The sequence below is a fragment of the Microbacterium sp. 22179 genome, from assembly GCF_052045715.1.
Lineage (GTDB): Bacteria > Actinomycetota > Actinomycetes > Actinomycetales > Microbacteriaceae > Microbacterium > Microbacterium galbinum.
Genome location: NZ_JBQEPJ010000007.1, coordinates 94,497 through 109,217 on the forward strand (window position 1 = coordinate 94,497; position 14,721 = coordinate 109,217).

A 14,721-nucleotide genomic window follows, 5' to 3' on the forward strand; every position below is an offset into this window, starting at 1 on the left:
TGCGCGTCAGCGGTCGAGGGCGGCGAAGCGCTCGATGTCGCTGTTGGTGCCCGAGACGATGATCAGGTCGTGGTTCGTGACGATCGTGTTCGCCTCGGCGTAGCGGAACGGCTTGCCCGGGCTCTTGACGCCCACCACCGTGACGCGGTACTTCGTACGCACGCCGGACTCGTTCAGACCGACGCCGCGGATGAACTTGGGCGGGTACATCTTCGCCAGCACGAAGTCGTCGTCGAAGCGGATGAAGTCGAGCATGCGGCCGCTGACGAGGTGGGCGACGCGCTCGCCGGCCTCGCGCTCGGGGTAGATGACGTGGTTCGCGCCGACACGGGCGAGGATCTTGCCGTGCGACTGCGAGACGGCCTTGGCCCAGATCTGCGGGACCTTGAGGTCGACGAGGTTGGCGGTGATGAGGACGGATGCCTCGATCGACGAGCCGACCGCCACCACGGCGACCTGGAAGTCGCGTGCGCCGATCTGACTCAGCGCCTCGATGTTGCGGGCGTCGGCCTGCACGGTGTGCGTGACGCGGTCGGACCACTTCTGCACGAGCTCGAGGTTGTCGTCGATCGCGAGGACCTCGCGGTCGAGGCGATCGAGTTCGCCCGCGCAGGCGGCGCCGAACCGGCCGAGACCGATGACGAGGACGGGAGCGTCGCCCCGGAGGACTTCAACCAACGATCGGCCTTTCCACGGGCAGTGAGTAATACTGCGATCGCGATGTCGCGGCGACTGCCGCGGCGAGAGTCACTGTACCAATGCGCCCCATGAAGATGGTGGCGGCGAGCACGTACGAGCCGGCGTCGGGGAGCTCGGCGGTGAGGCCCGTCGAGAGTCCGACGGTGGCGAAGGCGGAGATCACGTCGAACAGCACGTGACTGATGTCGGCCTTCGTGATCTGGGCGATGACGATCGTCGACAGGGCGACGATCGTGGCTCCCCAGGCGACGACGCTGAGCGCGACGCGCTGCACGTCGCTGGGGATGCGCCGGCCGAACACCTCGACGGACTGGCGACCCTTCGCCTCGGACCACACCGCGATCGCGAGCACCGCGAGGGTGGTGACCTTGATTCCGCCGGCGGTCGAGGCCGATCCTCCACCGACGAACATGAGCATGCTCGCGGCGACGAGCGACGAGCCGTTGAGGTCGGCCATGTCGATCACGTTGAAACCGCCCGAGCGGGTCATCGCCGACAGGAAGAAGGCCTGGAACGTCGTGTCGGCGGCATCCATCGAGCCGAAGGTCTTCGGGTTCTGGTACTCGAGGATGAGGAAGACCGCGGCCCCGAGCACGAAGAGCAGCACGGTCGTCACGAGTGTGAGCTTGGTGTGCAGCGACCAGCGCTTGACGTGCCAGACGTGCTTGGCCAGCGAGTAGATCACGGGGAAGCCGATGCTTCCGAGGAAGACGCCGACCATCAGCAGCGACAGCACGAGGTAGTCGTCGGCGAACACCGCGACGCCGCCGTCATTGGGGGCGAAGCCCGTGTTCGTGAACGCCATCGCGGCGAAGTAGGGGGCTTCCCAGAGCGCGGCGATCGGACTCACCCCGGCCATCACCAGTCCGGGGTAGAGGAGCACGGCGAGCGCGCCCTCGATGATGAGGGCCGAGAAGGCGACGGTACGCAGCAGCTGGCCGACCTCGCCGAGGCGGACCGTCTGGCTCTCGTTGACGACGCCGCCGTGCGCGCGCATCGGGTTGGTGTCGCCCGCGGCGAGGAGCTTGGCGCGCAATCCCAGGCGCTTCGAGATCACCATGCCCATGAGGGAGGCGAGGGTGAGAACGCCCAGACCGCCGATGTTCACGCCGATGAAGATGACCACGTGCCCGAACGGCGACCAGTGGTTCGCCATGTCGACGGTCGCGAGGCCGGTGACGCAGATGGTCGAGACGGCCGTGAACAGCGCGTCGCTGAGCGGGGTGACGGTGCGATCGGCCGCAGCGATCGGCAGCGAGAGCAGCACCGTGAACACGAGGATCAGCAGCGCGAACACCACGATCGCGAGACGCGAGGGCGAGGAGGTGAGGATGTGGCGGCCGTGGGCGGCGGCATTGCGCAGGCGTTGCTTGGGGGACGACGCAGACACGATGCCCGACATCGCGTCCCCTTTCGTCTGCCTCCGCCGCAGATCGGCGCCGGCTCAGCACCTGCGACCGAGCCCTCGTCATGGTACTCGGTGCCGGGGACGACTACCCTGAACACATGACCGACATCTTCGACGTGATCGCAGACGGTACGAGGCGAGACATCCTCCAGCTCCTCCTGCGGCGCACCACCGAAGGAGAAGCGGGCACGAGCGTCAGCCAGATCGTCGCCGACCTCGGCATCAGCCAGCCCACGGTGTCGAAGCACCTCAAGGTGCTCCGCGACGCCGAGCTGGTCACCGTGCGCGAAGACGGTCAGCGTCGTTTCTACAGCCTCGCGGTCGAGCCGCTCGAGGTCGTCGACGACTGGCTGGTGCCCTTCCTCGTCGACGCGTTCGGCGACGACGCCCCCGACATCGCCTACCCCGGGGCCCCGATCCCCGAGAGTGCCGCGCACGCGGCGGAAGTGGTCGGGCGCGCGGCGGCATCCGCGAAGCACGTGGTCGCCACCGCCCTCAAGCGACTCGGCGCCTGATACCCCGCTCGACACAGTTCGCCCCCGGCGACCGGGGGGCTGTCGTCGGGGGCGATGCCGCGGGCCCCAGCCCGCGTGTCCCGAGGCGGTGCCTGCCCCGGTCCTGCGCCGAGTGTGACACTTCCGGCTGAGTGAACCTCGGAGAGAGGCTATGCCTCTGCTGTGACGAGCGACGGCACCGTGAGTCCCATTGTTCACACCGGCCCCAAGGGTTTACACGCGTCACTGCCAACCCATAGAGTGTGCTCATTCGAGAAAGGGGTATGTGGGATGCCCGAAGTTCCTGACGTCCGGTTCCTCACTGTTGCCGAGGTGGCCGGGATCATGCGCGTGTCGAAGATGACCGTCTATCGGCTCGTGCACTCCGGCGACCTGCCGGCCATCCGTTTCGGACGCAGCTATCGCGTGCCGGAGTCCGCCGTGGCGGACGCCCTCCAGCGCCCGATCGCCGACGTCGGCTGACCGTGCGGGAGTCCGCATCGTCGGTGTGACGGCGCAGGCCCGACGGTTTGCTAGACTGATCCGAGGCATTTTTCCGTGCCCGTACCCGGGCGTCCGATCATCGCGACGCCCAACCCCCTGACTTAGTGAGGTTTCCGTGGGTTCTGTCATCAAGAAGCGCCGCAAGCGCATGGCGAAGAAGAAGCACCGCAAGCTGCTTCGCAAGACTCGCCACCAGCGCCGCAACAAGAAGTAAGCGGCCAAGACACGAGCGCCCCCGACAGCTCTTCGGAGCATGTCGAATGGGGGCGCTTTGTGTCTCTGCCGAAGGTCCGAGCAGCTCGAAGGAAGCCATGAAGTCGATTACCGTCACCGAACTCGCCGACCGCACGGGCACGCCGCTCATCGACGTGCGCGAGAAGGACGAGTTCGCGGCGGGCCATGTGCCCGGCGCCGTCAACATCCCGATGTCCGAGATCGGCAACCGACTCGAAGAGCTCCCGGCCGAATCGTTCGACGTGATCTGCCAGGCCGGCGGCCGTTCGGCTCGCGTCGTCGAGGCGCTCGAAGCCCGCGGCTACGACGCCACCAACGTCGAGGGCGGCACGGGCGAATGGATCGCGCAGGGACGCGCGGTCGAGGTTCCCTCGGCGTGACCACGCTGACCCTCATCGGCAAGCCCGACTGCCACCTCTGCGACGTCGCCTCCGAGGTCATCGACGCCGTCGTCGCCGAGCTGCCGGATGCCGCGGCCGAGCGGATCGAGATCGTCGAGGCCTCGATCACTGAAGACCCCGCCCTGTTCGATCTGTGGTGGGAGAAGATCCCCGTCGTCCTGATCGACGGAGAACTGCACGCGCACTGGCGACTCTCGCCGGACCGACTGCGCACCGCCCTCGAGGAGGCCCTGAAATGACCATCCGCCATGTCGTCTCCTGGAAACTCGCCTCGGAGGACGCCGACGAGCGCGCCGCGCAGGCCGCCGAGGTGGCCCGCCGCCTCAACGCCCTCGACGGTGTCGTGCCGCAGCTGCTGTCGATCTCGGCCGGCGCGAACGTCGTGCTGCCGGAGTCGAACTGGGATGTCGTGCTCGTCGCCGACTTCGCCTCCGTCGAGGCGCTCGACGAGTATCAGGTGCACCCCGCGCACGTCGAGGCGTCGGGATACATCCGGTCCGTCGTGAGTGCACGGGTCGCCGTCGACTTCGAGATCTGATCCCCGCACGCGTAACGCACCGAAACAAAACCGTAATCCTGGATCGGGCACTCTTAGTAGGGCATCCACCCGGCACGTGCCAGGATGTTCACCTATCGGCCCACTTCGGTGGGCCTTACCCTGCCATCGACTCTCAGGAGCTGTTATGCACCGTCGCACTACCTTCGCCGGCCTCGCACTCGTGGCTGCCGCAACCCTCGCGCTCGCAGGCTGCGCCGGCGGAACCGACTCCGGAAGCGGGGACTCGGATGCCGGAGACGAGTACGGTCTCGTCAGCGCGGGCACGCTGACCGCCTGCTCCGACGTGCCCTACCCGCCCTTCGAGGTCGAGGACTCGAGCACCGAGAGCGGCTACTCCGGATTCGACATCGATCTTCTCGATGCGATCGCGAAGAAGCTCGACCTCAAGCTCGCCGTCCAGGACGTGGGCTTCGACGCGCTCCAGTCCGGCACCACGCTCGTCGCAGGTACCTGCGACCTCGGAGCTTCGGCGATGACGATCACGGACGAGCGCAAGGCGAACATCGACTTCTCCGACCCGTACTACGACTCGCTGCAGTCGCTGCTCGTGCGCACCGACTCGGGTATCGAGTCGATCGACGACCTCGCCGGCAAGAACGTGGGCGTCCAGCAGGGCACCACCGGTGAGACCTACGCGACCGAGAACGCCACGGGCGCCGAGCTCGTGCAGTACCCCTCCGACGGCGAGCTGTGGCCCGCGATGCAGGCCGGTCAGATCGACGCCATTCTGCAGGATCAGCCGGTCAACATCGAGCACGAGAAGGCCGACAGCGCCTACAAGATCGTCGAGACGTACGACACCGAGGAGTCCTACGGTTTCGCCTTCGCCAAGGGCGAGAAGGACGCGCTCGTCGACGCGGTGAACACCGCCCTGCAGGAGCTGCGCGACAGCGGTGAGTACCAGAAGATCTACGACTCCTACTTCAGCGCGAACTGATCGTCGTGCGTAGGAGTTTCGGAGGTCCTTCACAATGGCGTTGAAACGGACGACCAGGACCAAGCTGTATCGCCTGGTGATGTATGTGGTGTTCTTCGCGGTCATCGCGGGGATCGCCCTGTCGATCAATTGGGAACGGGCGATCCCCCAGTTCCTGAACGTGGAGGTCGCCGCGAGGCTCTTCCCCGACATCATCACGATCGGTCTGCGGAACACGATCCTGTTCACGATCATCGCCTTCACGGGTGGTCTGCTGCTCGGCATCCTCTTCGCGATGATGAAGCTGTCGAGCATCGGGTTGTTCCGGTGGGTGGCTACCGCGTGGATCGAGCTCTTCCGCGGCCTTCCCGCCCTTCTGACGATCTTCTCGGTGGCATTCATCGTCCCGATCGTCTTCGGGTGGAAGGTGCCGGGCGGGCCGGTCGGCGCCGGACTCCTCGGACTCATGCTGGTGGCCTCGGCGTACATCGCCGAGGTCATCCGCGCCGGGGTCCAGGCTGTGCCGAAGGGGCAGACGGAGGCGGCGCGCTCGTTGGGCATGTCGCCGCTGAAGACGATGTTCTGGATCATCCTCCCGCAGGGTTTCCGCATCATCATCCCGCCGATGACGAATGAGCTGGTGCTCCTGCTGAAGGACACGTCACTCGTGTTCATCGCCGGTAGCTTCATCTGGTCGAAGGAGCTCACCACCTTCGTCCGCGACGCGAACACGTCGAACGCGAACGCGACGCCGCTGATCGTCGGCGCCCTGCTGTATCTGGTGGTGACCATTCCGCTCACGCGATACACCGCGTGGCTGGAGCGACGGATGGCGAGAGAACGATGATCACAGAACTGATCGATGTCCACGCTCCGGCGATCGACATCCAGGGTCTCGTCAAGACCTTCGGCGACAACGAGGTGCTCAAGGGCATCGACCTCACCGTCACCAAGGGCGAGGTCGTCTGCGTGATCGGCCCCTCGGGCTCGGGGAAGTCGACCCTGTTGCGCTCGGTCAACCTGCTCGAGGAGCCGACCGGCGGCAAGGTGCTGATCGAGGGGATCGACATCACCGACCCCGAGACCGACATCGACCGTGTGCGCACCCGCATCGGCATGGTGTTCCAGAGCTTCAACCTGTTCCCGCACCTCGATGTGCTCGGCAACCTCACCGTCGCCCAGCAGCGGGTGAAGAAGCGGAGCAAGGCCGAAGCACAGAAGATCGCAATCTCGATGCTCGACCGAGTCGGGCTGTCGCAGAAGGCGGATGCCTATCCGGGGCATCTGTCGGGTGGGCAGCAGCAGCGCGTCGCGATCGCGCGTGCGCTGTGCATGAACCCCGACATGATGCTGTTCGACGAGCCGACGTCGGCGCTCGACCCCGAACTGGTCGGCGAGGTGCTGCAGGTCATGCGCACGCTCGCCGACGAGGGTATGACGATGCTCGTGGTCACCCACGAGATGGGCTTCGCCCGTGAGGTCGGCTCGCGCCTGATCTTCATGGACGGCGGTCACATCGTCGAAGAGGGCGACCCGCGCGAGGTCATTGGCAACCCGCAGCACCAGCGCACGAAGGACTTCCTCTCGCGCGTGCTGTGAGACGTTCGCACACGATGAGGCCCCCGGAGCGAATGCTCCGGGGGCCTCATCGTGTGTGGGGGATTCAGGCGCGCGGGTGCACGGCCACGGGCTCGGGTGCGACCGCGATGCGGACGCGATCGCCGAAGGCGGGGTGGATGCCGGGGGCGTGCTGCACCCGGACGATCTCTCCCGCTTCGGTGCGAACGAGCGTGCGACGCATGCTGCCGAGGAAGGTGCTCTCCTCGACGATCGCGTCGGTCGCGGCATCCGCCTCCGAAGCGAAGAACACGTTCTCGGGGCGCAGGTACACGTCGACCGGGCCGTCGGCGGGCGTCTGCAGCGGCAGCCGCTGCCCCCAGACGACGACGTGGTCGCCCTCGGCGACGCCGGCGACGATGCTCGAGAGGCCCACGAAAGCGGCGACACCGGCGGTCGACGGCGTCGTGTAGAGCTGCTCCGGCGACCCGATCTGCTCGATGCGGCCCGAGTTCATCACGGCGATCCGGTCGGAGACGGCGAGCGCCTCCTCCTGGTCGTGCGTGACGAACACGGTCGTGATGCCCAGGCGCAGCTGGATGCGGCGGATCTCGTCGCGCAGCTGCACGCGCACCTTGGCGTCGAGCGCCGACAGCGGCTCGTCGAGGAGCAGCACCTTGGGCTCGGTGACCAGGGCACGCGCCAGCGCCACACGCTGCTGCTGGCCGCCCGACAGCTGGTGCGGGTAGCGGTCGGCGAAGTCGGCGAGACCGACCAGGGCGAGAGCATCCTTCGCGCGCTTCGCGGATTCGGATGCCGACACCCCGCGGCGGCGCAGCCCGAAGGCCGTGTTCTCGGCGACGCGCAGGTGCGGGAACAGCGAGTACGACTGGAAGACCATGCCGATGTCGCGCTTGTTGGTCGGGACGCGCGAGACGTCCTGACCGCCGAGGAGCACCGCGCCCTCGTCGGAGCCCTCGAGGCCCGCGAGCACGCGCAGGAGCGTGGTCTTGCCGCAGCCCGACGGACCCAGCAGCGAGACGAACTCACCCGGGGCGATGTCGAGGTCGACGCCGTGCAGCACGCGGTTGCCCGCGTAGCTCTTCACGATGCTCTGCAGCTGCACCCGGGTGCCCTCGCCCGCCTCGGCGAGCAGCAGGTTGTCCTGGGTGCGGGGGAGTGCGTGATCGATGGTCATGAGTGGGCCTTTCCGTTGCCGCGTGCGACGCGACCGATGAGGAGGAGAAGGAGGAACACGAGCGCGAGTGCCAGCAGCGTGAAGATCGCCGGCGCGTACGGGTCCTGCTTCTGCACGACGACCATGGCCGTCTGGAACACCTGCCTGTTCAGCAGCGAGGCGATGGTGAACTCGCCGAGCACCACCGCGATGGAGATGAGCGACGCGGCCAGCAGGCCCTGGCGCAGGTTGGGCGCCAGCACCTTGAGCACGACCGTCGGCCAGCTCGCCCCGAGCGACCGTGCGGCCTCGGAGAGCGTGCGCAGGTCGGCGGCGTCGATCGACGCCTGGATCGAGCGGTAGGCGAAGGGCAGCACCGTGATGCCGTACGCGAACGCGAGCGTCCACGTGCCGGTGCCCACCGAGCGGCCGATCTGCAGGTAGATCGGGGCGAGACCGACGACCAGCACGATCGCCGGGATCGAGATCGGCAGCAGCACCGCGAACTCGAAGATCGGCTTGAGCTTGCCGAAGCGCAGGTTCACCAGGATCATCGTCGGCGCGAGCAGGAACAGCACGATCGCGACGGTGACGACGGCGAGGATGAGCGAGTTGCCGAGCCCGGTCCAGATCGGCTTGATCGCGGCGGATGCAGCGGGGTCGAACAGCGCGAGCCAGTGGTCGAACGAGAGCCCGCTCTCGGTGTCGCGGAGTGTGTAGAGGAACGTCGACACGAGCGGGATGGCGAAGAAGAGGCCGACGAGGATGCCGATGACCCAGCGGGTCGTGAGCGAGGGGGCGAGACGGTTCACGACTGCCACCTCGCAGCCCGGCGCTGGATCAACGAGTACAGGGCCATCACGACGCCGACCACCACGATCATGCCCAGCGCGAGCGCGCCCGCGAGGTTCTCACGACCGAGCACGGTCTCGCTCGTGAGCGCGGTACGGATCTGCAGCGGCACGATCTGCGAGCCCTGGCTCGCGAGAGCGGCGGCCGTGGCGTACGACGAGAACGAGTTCGCGAAGAGCAGCAGCAGGCTCGCGAGGAACGACGGGGCGAGCACCGGGAGCCCGATGCGCAGCCAGAAGCTCGTGCGCGTGCCGCCGAGGGTGAGGTTCGCCTCGGCCCACTGCGGCTTGAGCGCGGCGAGGGCCGGCATGAAGGTGATGACCATGAGGGGGATCTGGAAGTAGATGTACGGCAGGATCAGACCGGGCAGTTCGTAGAGCCACGTGCCGTTCTCGTAGATGTTGATGCCGAACGTGTCCTTGAGGAACACCGTCAGCACACCCTGGATGCCCATCATCGCGATGAAGGCGAACGCCAGCATCACGCCGCCGAACTGGGCGAGGACTCCGGCCGCGGCATCCACCGACGAGCGGATCGCGCCCTGCGGATTCATCCCGAGCAGGGCGTAGCAGACGAGCGCACCGACGACGGCGCCGACGACAGCGGTCAGGAGCGAGATCCAGGCGGAGTTGGCGAACGTGTTCAGCACGACGGGATCGCCGAGTGCCGACACGTTGGTCCAGGTGAACGAGCCGTCCTTGGTGAAGAAACCGGAGCCGATCGCGAGAAGCGTCGGCACGGCCAGGAACAGCAGGATGTAGGCCGCGAAGGGCACGAGGCCCAACCAGGCCCAGGAAGGCGCGGACCGCCGGGCCCGCGCGGTGTGCGCGGGCCCGGCGGTGGTAGCGGGAGCGGATGCCGGAGCATCCGCCCCCGTGTCGACGAGAGTCGTCACTGGACCGCCGCTGCCCACTTCTCACCGAGCAGCGTGCCGGCATTGGTGGACTGCTCCTCGGTGGGGACGACCGTCTCCTCGGGAACCTCGGGCAGAGCCGCAGCGAGGTCGGCGTCGATCGTGCCGGCCTCTGTCATGGCCTCCATGCGCGCGGGGCGAGCGCCGCCGCCGAGCCACAGGTTCTGCACCTCGTCGCTGTAGAGGAACTCCTGCCACAGGCGCGCCGCAGCCGGGTGCGGGGCGTCGACGTTGACCGCCTGGTTGTAGTACCCCGCGTAGCCGGTGCCGTCGAAGACCACGACCTCCCAGTTGGGGTTGTCGGCCTTGTGCGAGGCGTTCAGGTAGTCCCAGTCGAAGACGACGGGGGTCTCGCCGCTCGCGACGGTCGCCGTGGTCACGTCGACCTTGAGCAGGTTGCCGGCCTTCTGCAGCTCCGAGAAGAAGTCGATGCCGGGCTGGAAGTCGTCGAGCGTGCCCTCGGACTGGACGGTCGCGAGACCGACCGCGGCGAACGCGGCACCGGCCTGGGTCGGGTCGCCGTTGATCGCGACGGCACCCTTGTAGTCGGCCGAGAGCAGATCGGCGAGCTCGGCGGGAGCGTCGAACTTCGACGAGTCGTAGCCGACCGACATGTATCCGCCGTAGTCGCCGACGAAGAGACCGGTCGGTTCCTTGAGCTCGGCGGGGATGTCGTCCCACGTCTGCACCTTGTAAGGGGCGAAGTAGTCGGTGTTCTGGAGCGCGACCGTGAGGCCGATGTCGAACACGTCGGGAGCGGTGTCGAGGCCCTTGTTGGTCTCGGCGGCCTGGATCTCCTCGGCGCTGGACACGTCGGGGGAAGCCTCGTTGATGGTGATCTCGGGGTACTTCTCGGCGAAGAGGTCGAGGATCTCGCCGTAGTTCGCCCAGTCGCGCGGCAGCGCGATGACGTTGAGCTGGCCCTCCGCCTTGGCGGCGGCCTCGAGGTCGGCGAAGGTGCCGAAGTCGGCGACGGACGTCGCGGTCGCGGCGTCGGTCGATCCTTCGCCGGCGTCGGTCGCGTCGGCGGCGCCGGAGCAGGCGGTGAGTGCCAGAGCGGCGGTGGTGACCAGTGCGATACCGGCGCCGATGCGCGCGCGGCGGGTGAAGCGTGCCATGAGTGTCCTCTCGGGTGACCGGCGGTGCGCCGGTTCGGGTTGCGAGAGGAAACTATGGGCCGTGAGTTACCGGCCGGAGCGGCGTGGGTGAACGGAGGGTGACCGGGTGGTGGCGGGGTGGGGTGCGCCGCGTCCTGGCGCGGAGCTCAGGCGGTCTCGACCGTGTATTTGAAACCGAGATGTGACCCGATATACCCCAACTTCTCGTAGAAGCGGTGGGCGTCGGTGCGCGCGGCATCCGAGGTGAGCTGCACGATCGCCGCTCCGACAGCGGGTGCGGCCTGCTCGCCGACCCAGCGCATCACGGCCGATCCGATGCCCGACGACCGCAGGTCGCTCCGCACCCGCACGGCCTCGACGAGCAGCCGCCGGGCGCCCCGACGCGCCATGCCCGGGATCGAGGTGAGCTGCAGCGTTCCGACGATCGCGCTGTCGAGCTCGACGACGAGCAGGTCGTTCGACGGCTCGGCGAGGATCTCGAGAAGCGCCTGGGCGTACGCGGGTCGGTCGTCTGCCGAGGCGACATCGCCGCGCGCCCGAGTCTCTGGAATCATGGCCGGGTGGATATCGGCACCGTGCTCGGACTCGAGCAGCTCACCTGGGGGATGCTGCTGCTCGTCGTCATCGCCGCCTTCGCGGCCGGCTGGATCGATGCCGTCGTCGGGGGCGGTGGTTTGCTGCAACTGCCGGCGCTGCTGCTCATCCCCGGGATCGCGCCGATCCAGGCGCTCGCGACCAACAAGCTCGCCTCGGTGTTCGGCACCGCGACCAGCAGTGTCACCTACTACCGGCGGGCGAAACCCGACATCCGCACCGCGATCCCGATGGCCCTCATCGCGCTCGCCGGATCGTTCGGCGGCGCCGCGGTGGCCACGCTGCTGCCCGCCGCGGCGTTCAAGCCGATCATCGTCGTGGCCCTGCTCGCCGTCGCACTCTTCACCGCCTTCCGGCCGCAGATGGGCGCGGCGACCATGCTGCGCTTCCACGGGCACAAGCACCACATCATGGCCGGCGCGGCCGGTCTCGTGATCGGCTTCTACGACGGCATGATCGGGCCGGGAACCGGAACGTTCCTCGTGATCGCGCTCGTCGCGCTGCTCGGCTACGACTTCCTGCAGGCCAGCGCCAAGGCCAAGATCGTCAACCTCGCCACCAACCTCGGTGCGCTGCTGCTCTTCATCCCGCACGGCTCGGTGCTGTGGGTGCTCGGAGGGATTCTCGCGGTCGCCAACGTCGCGGGCAGCTACCTGGGGTCGCGCATGGCTATCTCGCGCGGCACGAAGTTCATCCGGGTGGTCTTCCTCGTCGTGGTGATCGCCCTGATCGCCAAGCTCGGCGTCGACGTGTGGAACGAGAACCTCGCCCCGGCCCTCGGACTGGCCTCCTAGGGGCGGGGCCCCTCGACAGGCTCAGGGGCCCAGTCTCGCGGGGCGGGGCCCTTCGACAGGCTCAGTGACCCCGTCTCTCGGGCAGGGCCCTTCGACAGGCTCAGGGACCCAGCTCAAGTCGAACCCGGGGACGCGACAGGCCCAGCACCCGGAACCGGGTTACTGAGCCTGTCGAAGCATCCCCCACAGGGGGGGGCAGAGGGTCAGGCCTCGTCGCCCTCCGGCTCGAAGTCGACGCCGGCCTCGGCGCGCTGCTCGGCCGAGATCGGAGCGGGCGCGGCCGTGAGCGGGTCGTAGCCGTTGCCCGACTTCGGGAACGCGATGACCTCGCGGATGGACTCGGTCTTCGTGAGGTGCTGCAGCACGCGGTCCATGCCCAGCGCGATGCCGCCGTGGGGCGGCGCGCCGAACTTGAACGCGTCGAGCAGGAAGCCGAACTGCTCATCGGCCTGCTCGTCGCTGATGCCCATGACCTCGAAGACCCGCTTCTGGATGTCTTCGCGGTGGATGCGGATCGAGCCGCCACCGAGCTCGGAGCCGTTGCACACGATGTCGTACGCGTAGGCGAGGGCCGATCCGGGGTCGGTGTCGAACGTCGCCTCGAACTCCGGCTTCGGGCCGGTGAACGCGTGGTGCACCGCGGTCCAGGCTCCGGCGCCGACGGCCACGTCACCCGAGGCCACGGCATCCGCCGCCGGCTCGAACATCGGAGCGTCGACCACCCAGGTGAAGGCGAACTCGTCGGGGTTCAGGTAGCCCAGACGGCGACCGATCTCGACGCGCGCGGCACCGAGGAGGGCGCGGCTCTCCTTCGTGGCGCCCGCGGCGAAGAACACGCAGTCCCCGGCCTCGGCGCCGACGAGCTCGGCGAGACCCGCCTGCTCGGCCTCGGACAGGTTCTTGGCGACGGGTCCGCCGAGCGTTCCGTCCTCGTTGAAGAGCACGTAGGCGAGGCCGCGGGCGCCGCGCTGCTTCGCCCAGTCCTGCCAGGCGTCGAGCTGCTTGCGGGGCTGGCCCGCGCCACCGGGCATGCGCACGGCGCCGACGTACTCGGCCTGGAAGACGCGGAACGTGGTGTCGGAGAAGTACTCGGTCGCCTCGACCAGCTCGAGGCCGAAGCGCAGGTCGGGCTTGTCGGAGCCGTACTTCGCCATCGCGTCGGCGTAGGTCAAGCGCGGCAGCGGGGTCTGCACCTCGACGCCGATCGTCTTCCACATGGCGACGACGAGCGACTCCATCAGGCGGATGACGTCTTCCTGGTCGACGAAGCTCATCTCGATGTCGAGCTGCGTGAACTCGGGCTGGCGGTCGGCGCGGAAGTCCTCGTCGCGGTAGCAGCGCGCGATCTGGAAGTACTTCTCGACGCCGCCGACCATCAGCAGCTGCTTGAAGAGCTGCGGCGACTGGGGCAGGGCGTACCAGCTGCCCGGGCTCAGGCGCGCAGGCACGAGGAAGTCGCGGGCGCCTTCCGGCGTGGAGCGCGTGAGCGTCGGGGTCTCGACCTCGGTGAAGTCGTCGGCGTGCAGCACGTCACGGATCGCCTTGTAGACGTCGGAGCGCAGGCGCAGGGCGGATGCCGGGGCCGGACGGCGCAGGTCGAGATAGCGGTACTTGAGGCGCGCCTCCTCGCCGACGGTCTCGCTGTCGGCCAGCGCCGTCGAGACCTGGAAGGGGAGGGGAGCGGACTCGTTGAGCACCTCGACGGTGGTCGCGATGAGCTCGATCTCGCCGGTGGGCAGGTTCGGGTTGGCGTTGCCCTCGGGGCGGCGCGACACCTCGCCCGTGACCTTGAGCACGAACTCGTTGCGCAGCGGGTGGGCGATCTCCTCGTCGCGGATGACGACCTGGGCGATGCCCGACGCATCCCGAAGATCGATGAACGCGACTCCTCCGTGATCACGACGGCGATCGACCCACCCCGCGAGGGTGACGGTCTGACCGATGTGCTCGGCTCGCAGTGAGCCTGCCGAGTGGGTGCGAAGCACGGAGTATTCCTTCTGTTCTGTGAACGGGCGAACCCGCCCATTCTACGGGGGCGCGCGGCGTGTCTCCGGCGGGCGGAGGGGATCAGTAGGGTGGCAGGGAAAAGGAAGGTGCTCCCATGGAACTCGCCCTCGTCCCCGCCGCCGATGTACCGGTCGTCCCCGATTTCGTCTCCGCGTTCTTCTCGGGAACCACGAGCGTCATCGGCATCATCTTCTACGTGCTGCTGGCGATCGCCTGGTGGAAGGTGTTCACGAAGGCCGGGTATCCGGGCATCCTCGCGCTGATCCCCATCGTCAACGCGATCTTCCTGCTGCGCATCGCCGGGATGTCGGGCTGGTGGGTGCTGCTGTACCTGGTGCCGATCGCCAACGTCATCCTCGCGATCGTCGTCGCGGTCAAGGTGGGCGATCGCTTCGGCAAGGGTGGTGCGTTCTCGTTCTTCCTGCTGTTCCTGATCCCGTTCATCGGGTACTTCATCCTCGGGTTCGGGGACTCCCGCTACCGCAAGGCCTGAC

General features: G+C 67.8%; 19 protein-coding genes. 11 read left to right on the forward strand and 8 right to left on the reverse strand.

Going from position 1 to position 14,721, the window contains the following annotated elements:
- Window positions 1-6: 6 nt before the first annotated feature.
- Together ACTJKK_RS14820 and ACTJKK_RS14825 are read right to left on the reverse strand one after the other, a co-directional pair.
- On the reverse strand, window positions 7-678 hold the full coding sequence (locus ACTJKK_RS14820) for a potassium channel family protein (RefSeq protein WP_391476855.1): 672 nt from the start codon (window positions 676-678) through the stop codon (window positions 7-9).
- Window positions 671-2,101 carry a TrkH family potassium uptake protein gene (locus tag ACTJKK_RS14825; RefSeq protein ID WP_440748546.1) on the reverse strand — a complete coding sequence of 477 codons (1,431 nt, stop codon included), beginning with the start codon at window positions 2,099-2,101 and terminating at the stop codon, window positions 671-673. Before ACTJKK_RS14825 ends, ACTJKK_RS14820 begins: the two co-directional genes overlap by 8 nt.
- A 104-nt stretch (window positions 2,102-2,205) precedes the next feature.
- On the opposite strand from ACTJKK_RS14825, the gene ACTJKK_RS14830 reads away from it, so the two are divergent.
- The 9 genes from ACTJKK_RS14830 to ACTJKK_RS14870 all read left to right on the forward strand — a co-directional run bounded on the left by ACTJKK_RS14830 (window position 2,206) and on the right by ACTJKK_RS14870 (window position 6,814).
- Window positions 2,206-2,622 carry an ArsR/SmtB family transcription factor gene (locus tag ACTJKK_RS14830; RefSeq protein WP_247623264.1) on the forward strand — a complete coding sequence of 139 codons (417 nt, stop codon included), beginning with the start codon at window positions 2,206-2,208 and terminating at the stop codon, window positions 2,620-2,622.
- 270 nt (window positions 2,623-2,892) lie between these two features.
- Complete coding sequence (locus ACTJKK_RS14835) at window positions 2,893-3,084, forward strand: helix-turn-helix domain-containing protein (protein WP_247623263.1); 192 nt, start codon at window positions 2,893-2,895, stop codon at window positions 3,082-3,084.
- Window positions 3,085-3,220: 136 nt separating this feature from the next.
- Entirely contained in the window at window positions 3,221-3,319 is a 99-nt protein-coding gene (locus tag ACTJKK_RS14840; protein WP_003792170.1) for a 30S ribosomal protein bS22, read from the forward strand.
- A gap of 97 nt (window positions 3,320-3,416) precedes the next feature.
- Window positions 3,417-3,719, forward strand: coding sequence for a rhodanese-like domain-containing protein (locus tag ACTJKK_RS14845; RefSeq protein ID WP_247623262.1), 303 nt, complete (start codon window positions 3,417-3,419; stop codon window positions 3,717-3,719).
- Window positions 3,716-3,979 carry a glutaredoxin family protein gene (locus tag ACTJKK_RS14850; protein ID WP_247623261.1) on the forward strand — a complete coding sequence of 88 codons (264 nt, stop codon included), beginning with the start codon at window positions 3,716-3,718 and terminating at the stop codon, window positions 3,977-3,979. The genes ACTJKK_RS14845 and ACTJKK_RS14850 overlap by 4 nt, the downstream gene beginning before the upstream one ends.
- Entirely contained in the window at window positions 3,976-4,278 is a 303-nt protein-coding gene (locus ACTJKK_RS14855; RefSeq protein ID WP_440748547.1) for a Dabb family protein, read from the forward strand. Before ACTJKK_RS14850 ends, ACTJKK_RS14855 begins: the two co-directional genes overlap by 4 nt.
- A gap of 145 nt (window positions 4,279-4,423) precedes the next feature.
- Window positions 4,424-5,236 carry a transporter substrate-binding domain-containing protein gene (locus tag ACTJKK_RS14860; RefSeq protein WP_247623259.1) on the forward strand — a complete coding sequence of 271 codons (813 nt, stop codon included), beginning with the start codon at window positions 4,424-4,426 and terminating at the stop codon, window positions 5,234-5,236.
- Window positions 5,237-5,270: 34 nt separating this feature from the next.
- Complete coding sequence (locus ACTJKK_RS14865; RefSeq protein ID WP_247623258.1) at window positions 5,271-6,062, forward strand: amino acid ABC transporter permease; 792 nt, start codon at window positions 5,271-5,273, stop codon at window positions 6,060-6,062.
- Window positions 6,059-6,814, forward strand: a complete 756-nt coding sequence (locus ACTJKK_RS14870; protein WP_247623257.1) for an amino acid ABC transporter ATP-binding protein — start codon at window positions 6,059-6,061, stop codon at window positions 6,812-6,814. Before ACTJKK_RS14865 ends, ACTJKK_RS14870 begins: the two co-directional genes overlap by 4 nt.
- Window positions 6,815-6,878: 64 nt before the next feature.
- On the opposite strand, the gene ACTJKK_RS14875 is transcribed toward ACTJKK_RS14870, so the two are convergent.
- The 5 genes from ACTJKK_RS14875 to ACTJKK_RS14895 form a co-directional block, all read right to left on the reverse strand.
- On the reverse strand, window positions 6,879-7,970 hold the full coding sequence (locus ACTJKK_RS14875; RefSeq protein WP_247632809.1) for an ABC transporter ATP-binding protein: 1,092 nt from the start codon (window positions 7,968-7,970) through the stop codon (window positions 6,879-6,881).
- A complete protein-coding gene (locus ACTJKK_RS14880; RefSeq protein WP_247623254.1) occupies window positions 7,967-8,761 on the reverse strand; it encodes an ABC transporter permease in 795 nt (264 codons plus the stop codon). The genes ACTJKK_RS14875 and ACTJKK_RS14880 overlap by 4 nt, the downstream gene beginning before the upstream one ends.
- Window positions 8,758-9,714, reverse strand: coding sequence for an ABC transporter permease (locus ACTJKK_RS14885; RefSeq protein WP_440748548.1), 957 nt, complete (start codon window positions 9,712-9,714; stop codon window positions 8,758-8,760). The genes ACTJKK_RS14880 and ACTJKK_RS14885 overlap by 4 nt, the downstream gene beginning before the upstream one ends.
- Window positions 9,693-10,832 carry an ABC transporter substrate-binding protein gene (locus tag ACTJKK_RS14890; RefSeq protein WP_440748549.1) on the reverse strand — a complete coding sequence of 380 codons (1,140 nt, stop codon included), beginning with the start codon at window positions 10,830-10,832 and terminating at the stop codon, window positions 9,693-9,695. The genes ACTJKK_RS14885 and ACTJKK_RS14890 overlap by 22 nt, the downstream gene beginning before the upstream one ends.
- A 146-nt stretch (window positions 10,833-10,978) precedes the next feature.
- Window positions 10,979-11,386, reverse strand: a complete 408-nt coding sequence (locus ACTJKK_RS14895; protein WP_440748550.1) for a GNAT family N-acetyltransferase — start codon at window positions 11,384-11,386, stop codon at window positions 10,979-10,981.
- A 51-nt stretch (window positions 11,387-11,437) separates the two neighbouring features.
- Between ACTJKK_RS14895 and ACTJKK_RS14900 the strand changes: the two genes are divergently transcribed.
- Complete coding sequence (locus ACTJKK_RS14900) at window positions 11,438-12,220, forward strand: sulfite exporter TauE/SafE family protein (protein WP_247624724.1); 783 nt, start codon at window positions 11,438-11,440, stop codon at window positions 12,218-12,220.
- Between the two features lie 203 nt (window positions 12,221-12,423).
- Here the strand turns inward: ACTJKK_RS14900 and aspS are convergent, their stop codons facing one another.
- Window positions 12,424-14,205 (reverse strand): aspartate--tRNA ligase, encoded by a 1,782-nt coding sequence (gene aspS, locus ACTJKK_RS14905; RefSeq protein ID WP_440748551.1) that lies wholly within the window; start codon window positions 14,203-14,205, stop codon window positions 12,424-12,426.
- A gap of 116 nt (window positions 14,206-14,321) precedes the next feature.
- Here aspS and ACTJKK_RS14910 point away from each other — a divergent pair, with 116 nt between their 5' ends.
- Window positions 14,322-14,720 (forward strand): DUF5684 domain-containing protein, encoded by a 399-nt coding sequence (locus tag ACTJKK_RS14910; RefSeq protein WP_247623250.1) that lies wholly within the window; start codon window positions 14,322-14,324, stop codon window positions 14,718-14,720.
- The last annotated feature ends 1 nt before the right edge of the window (window position 14,721 follow it).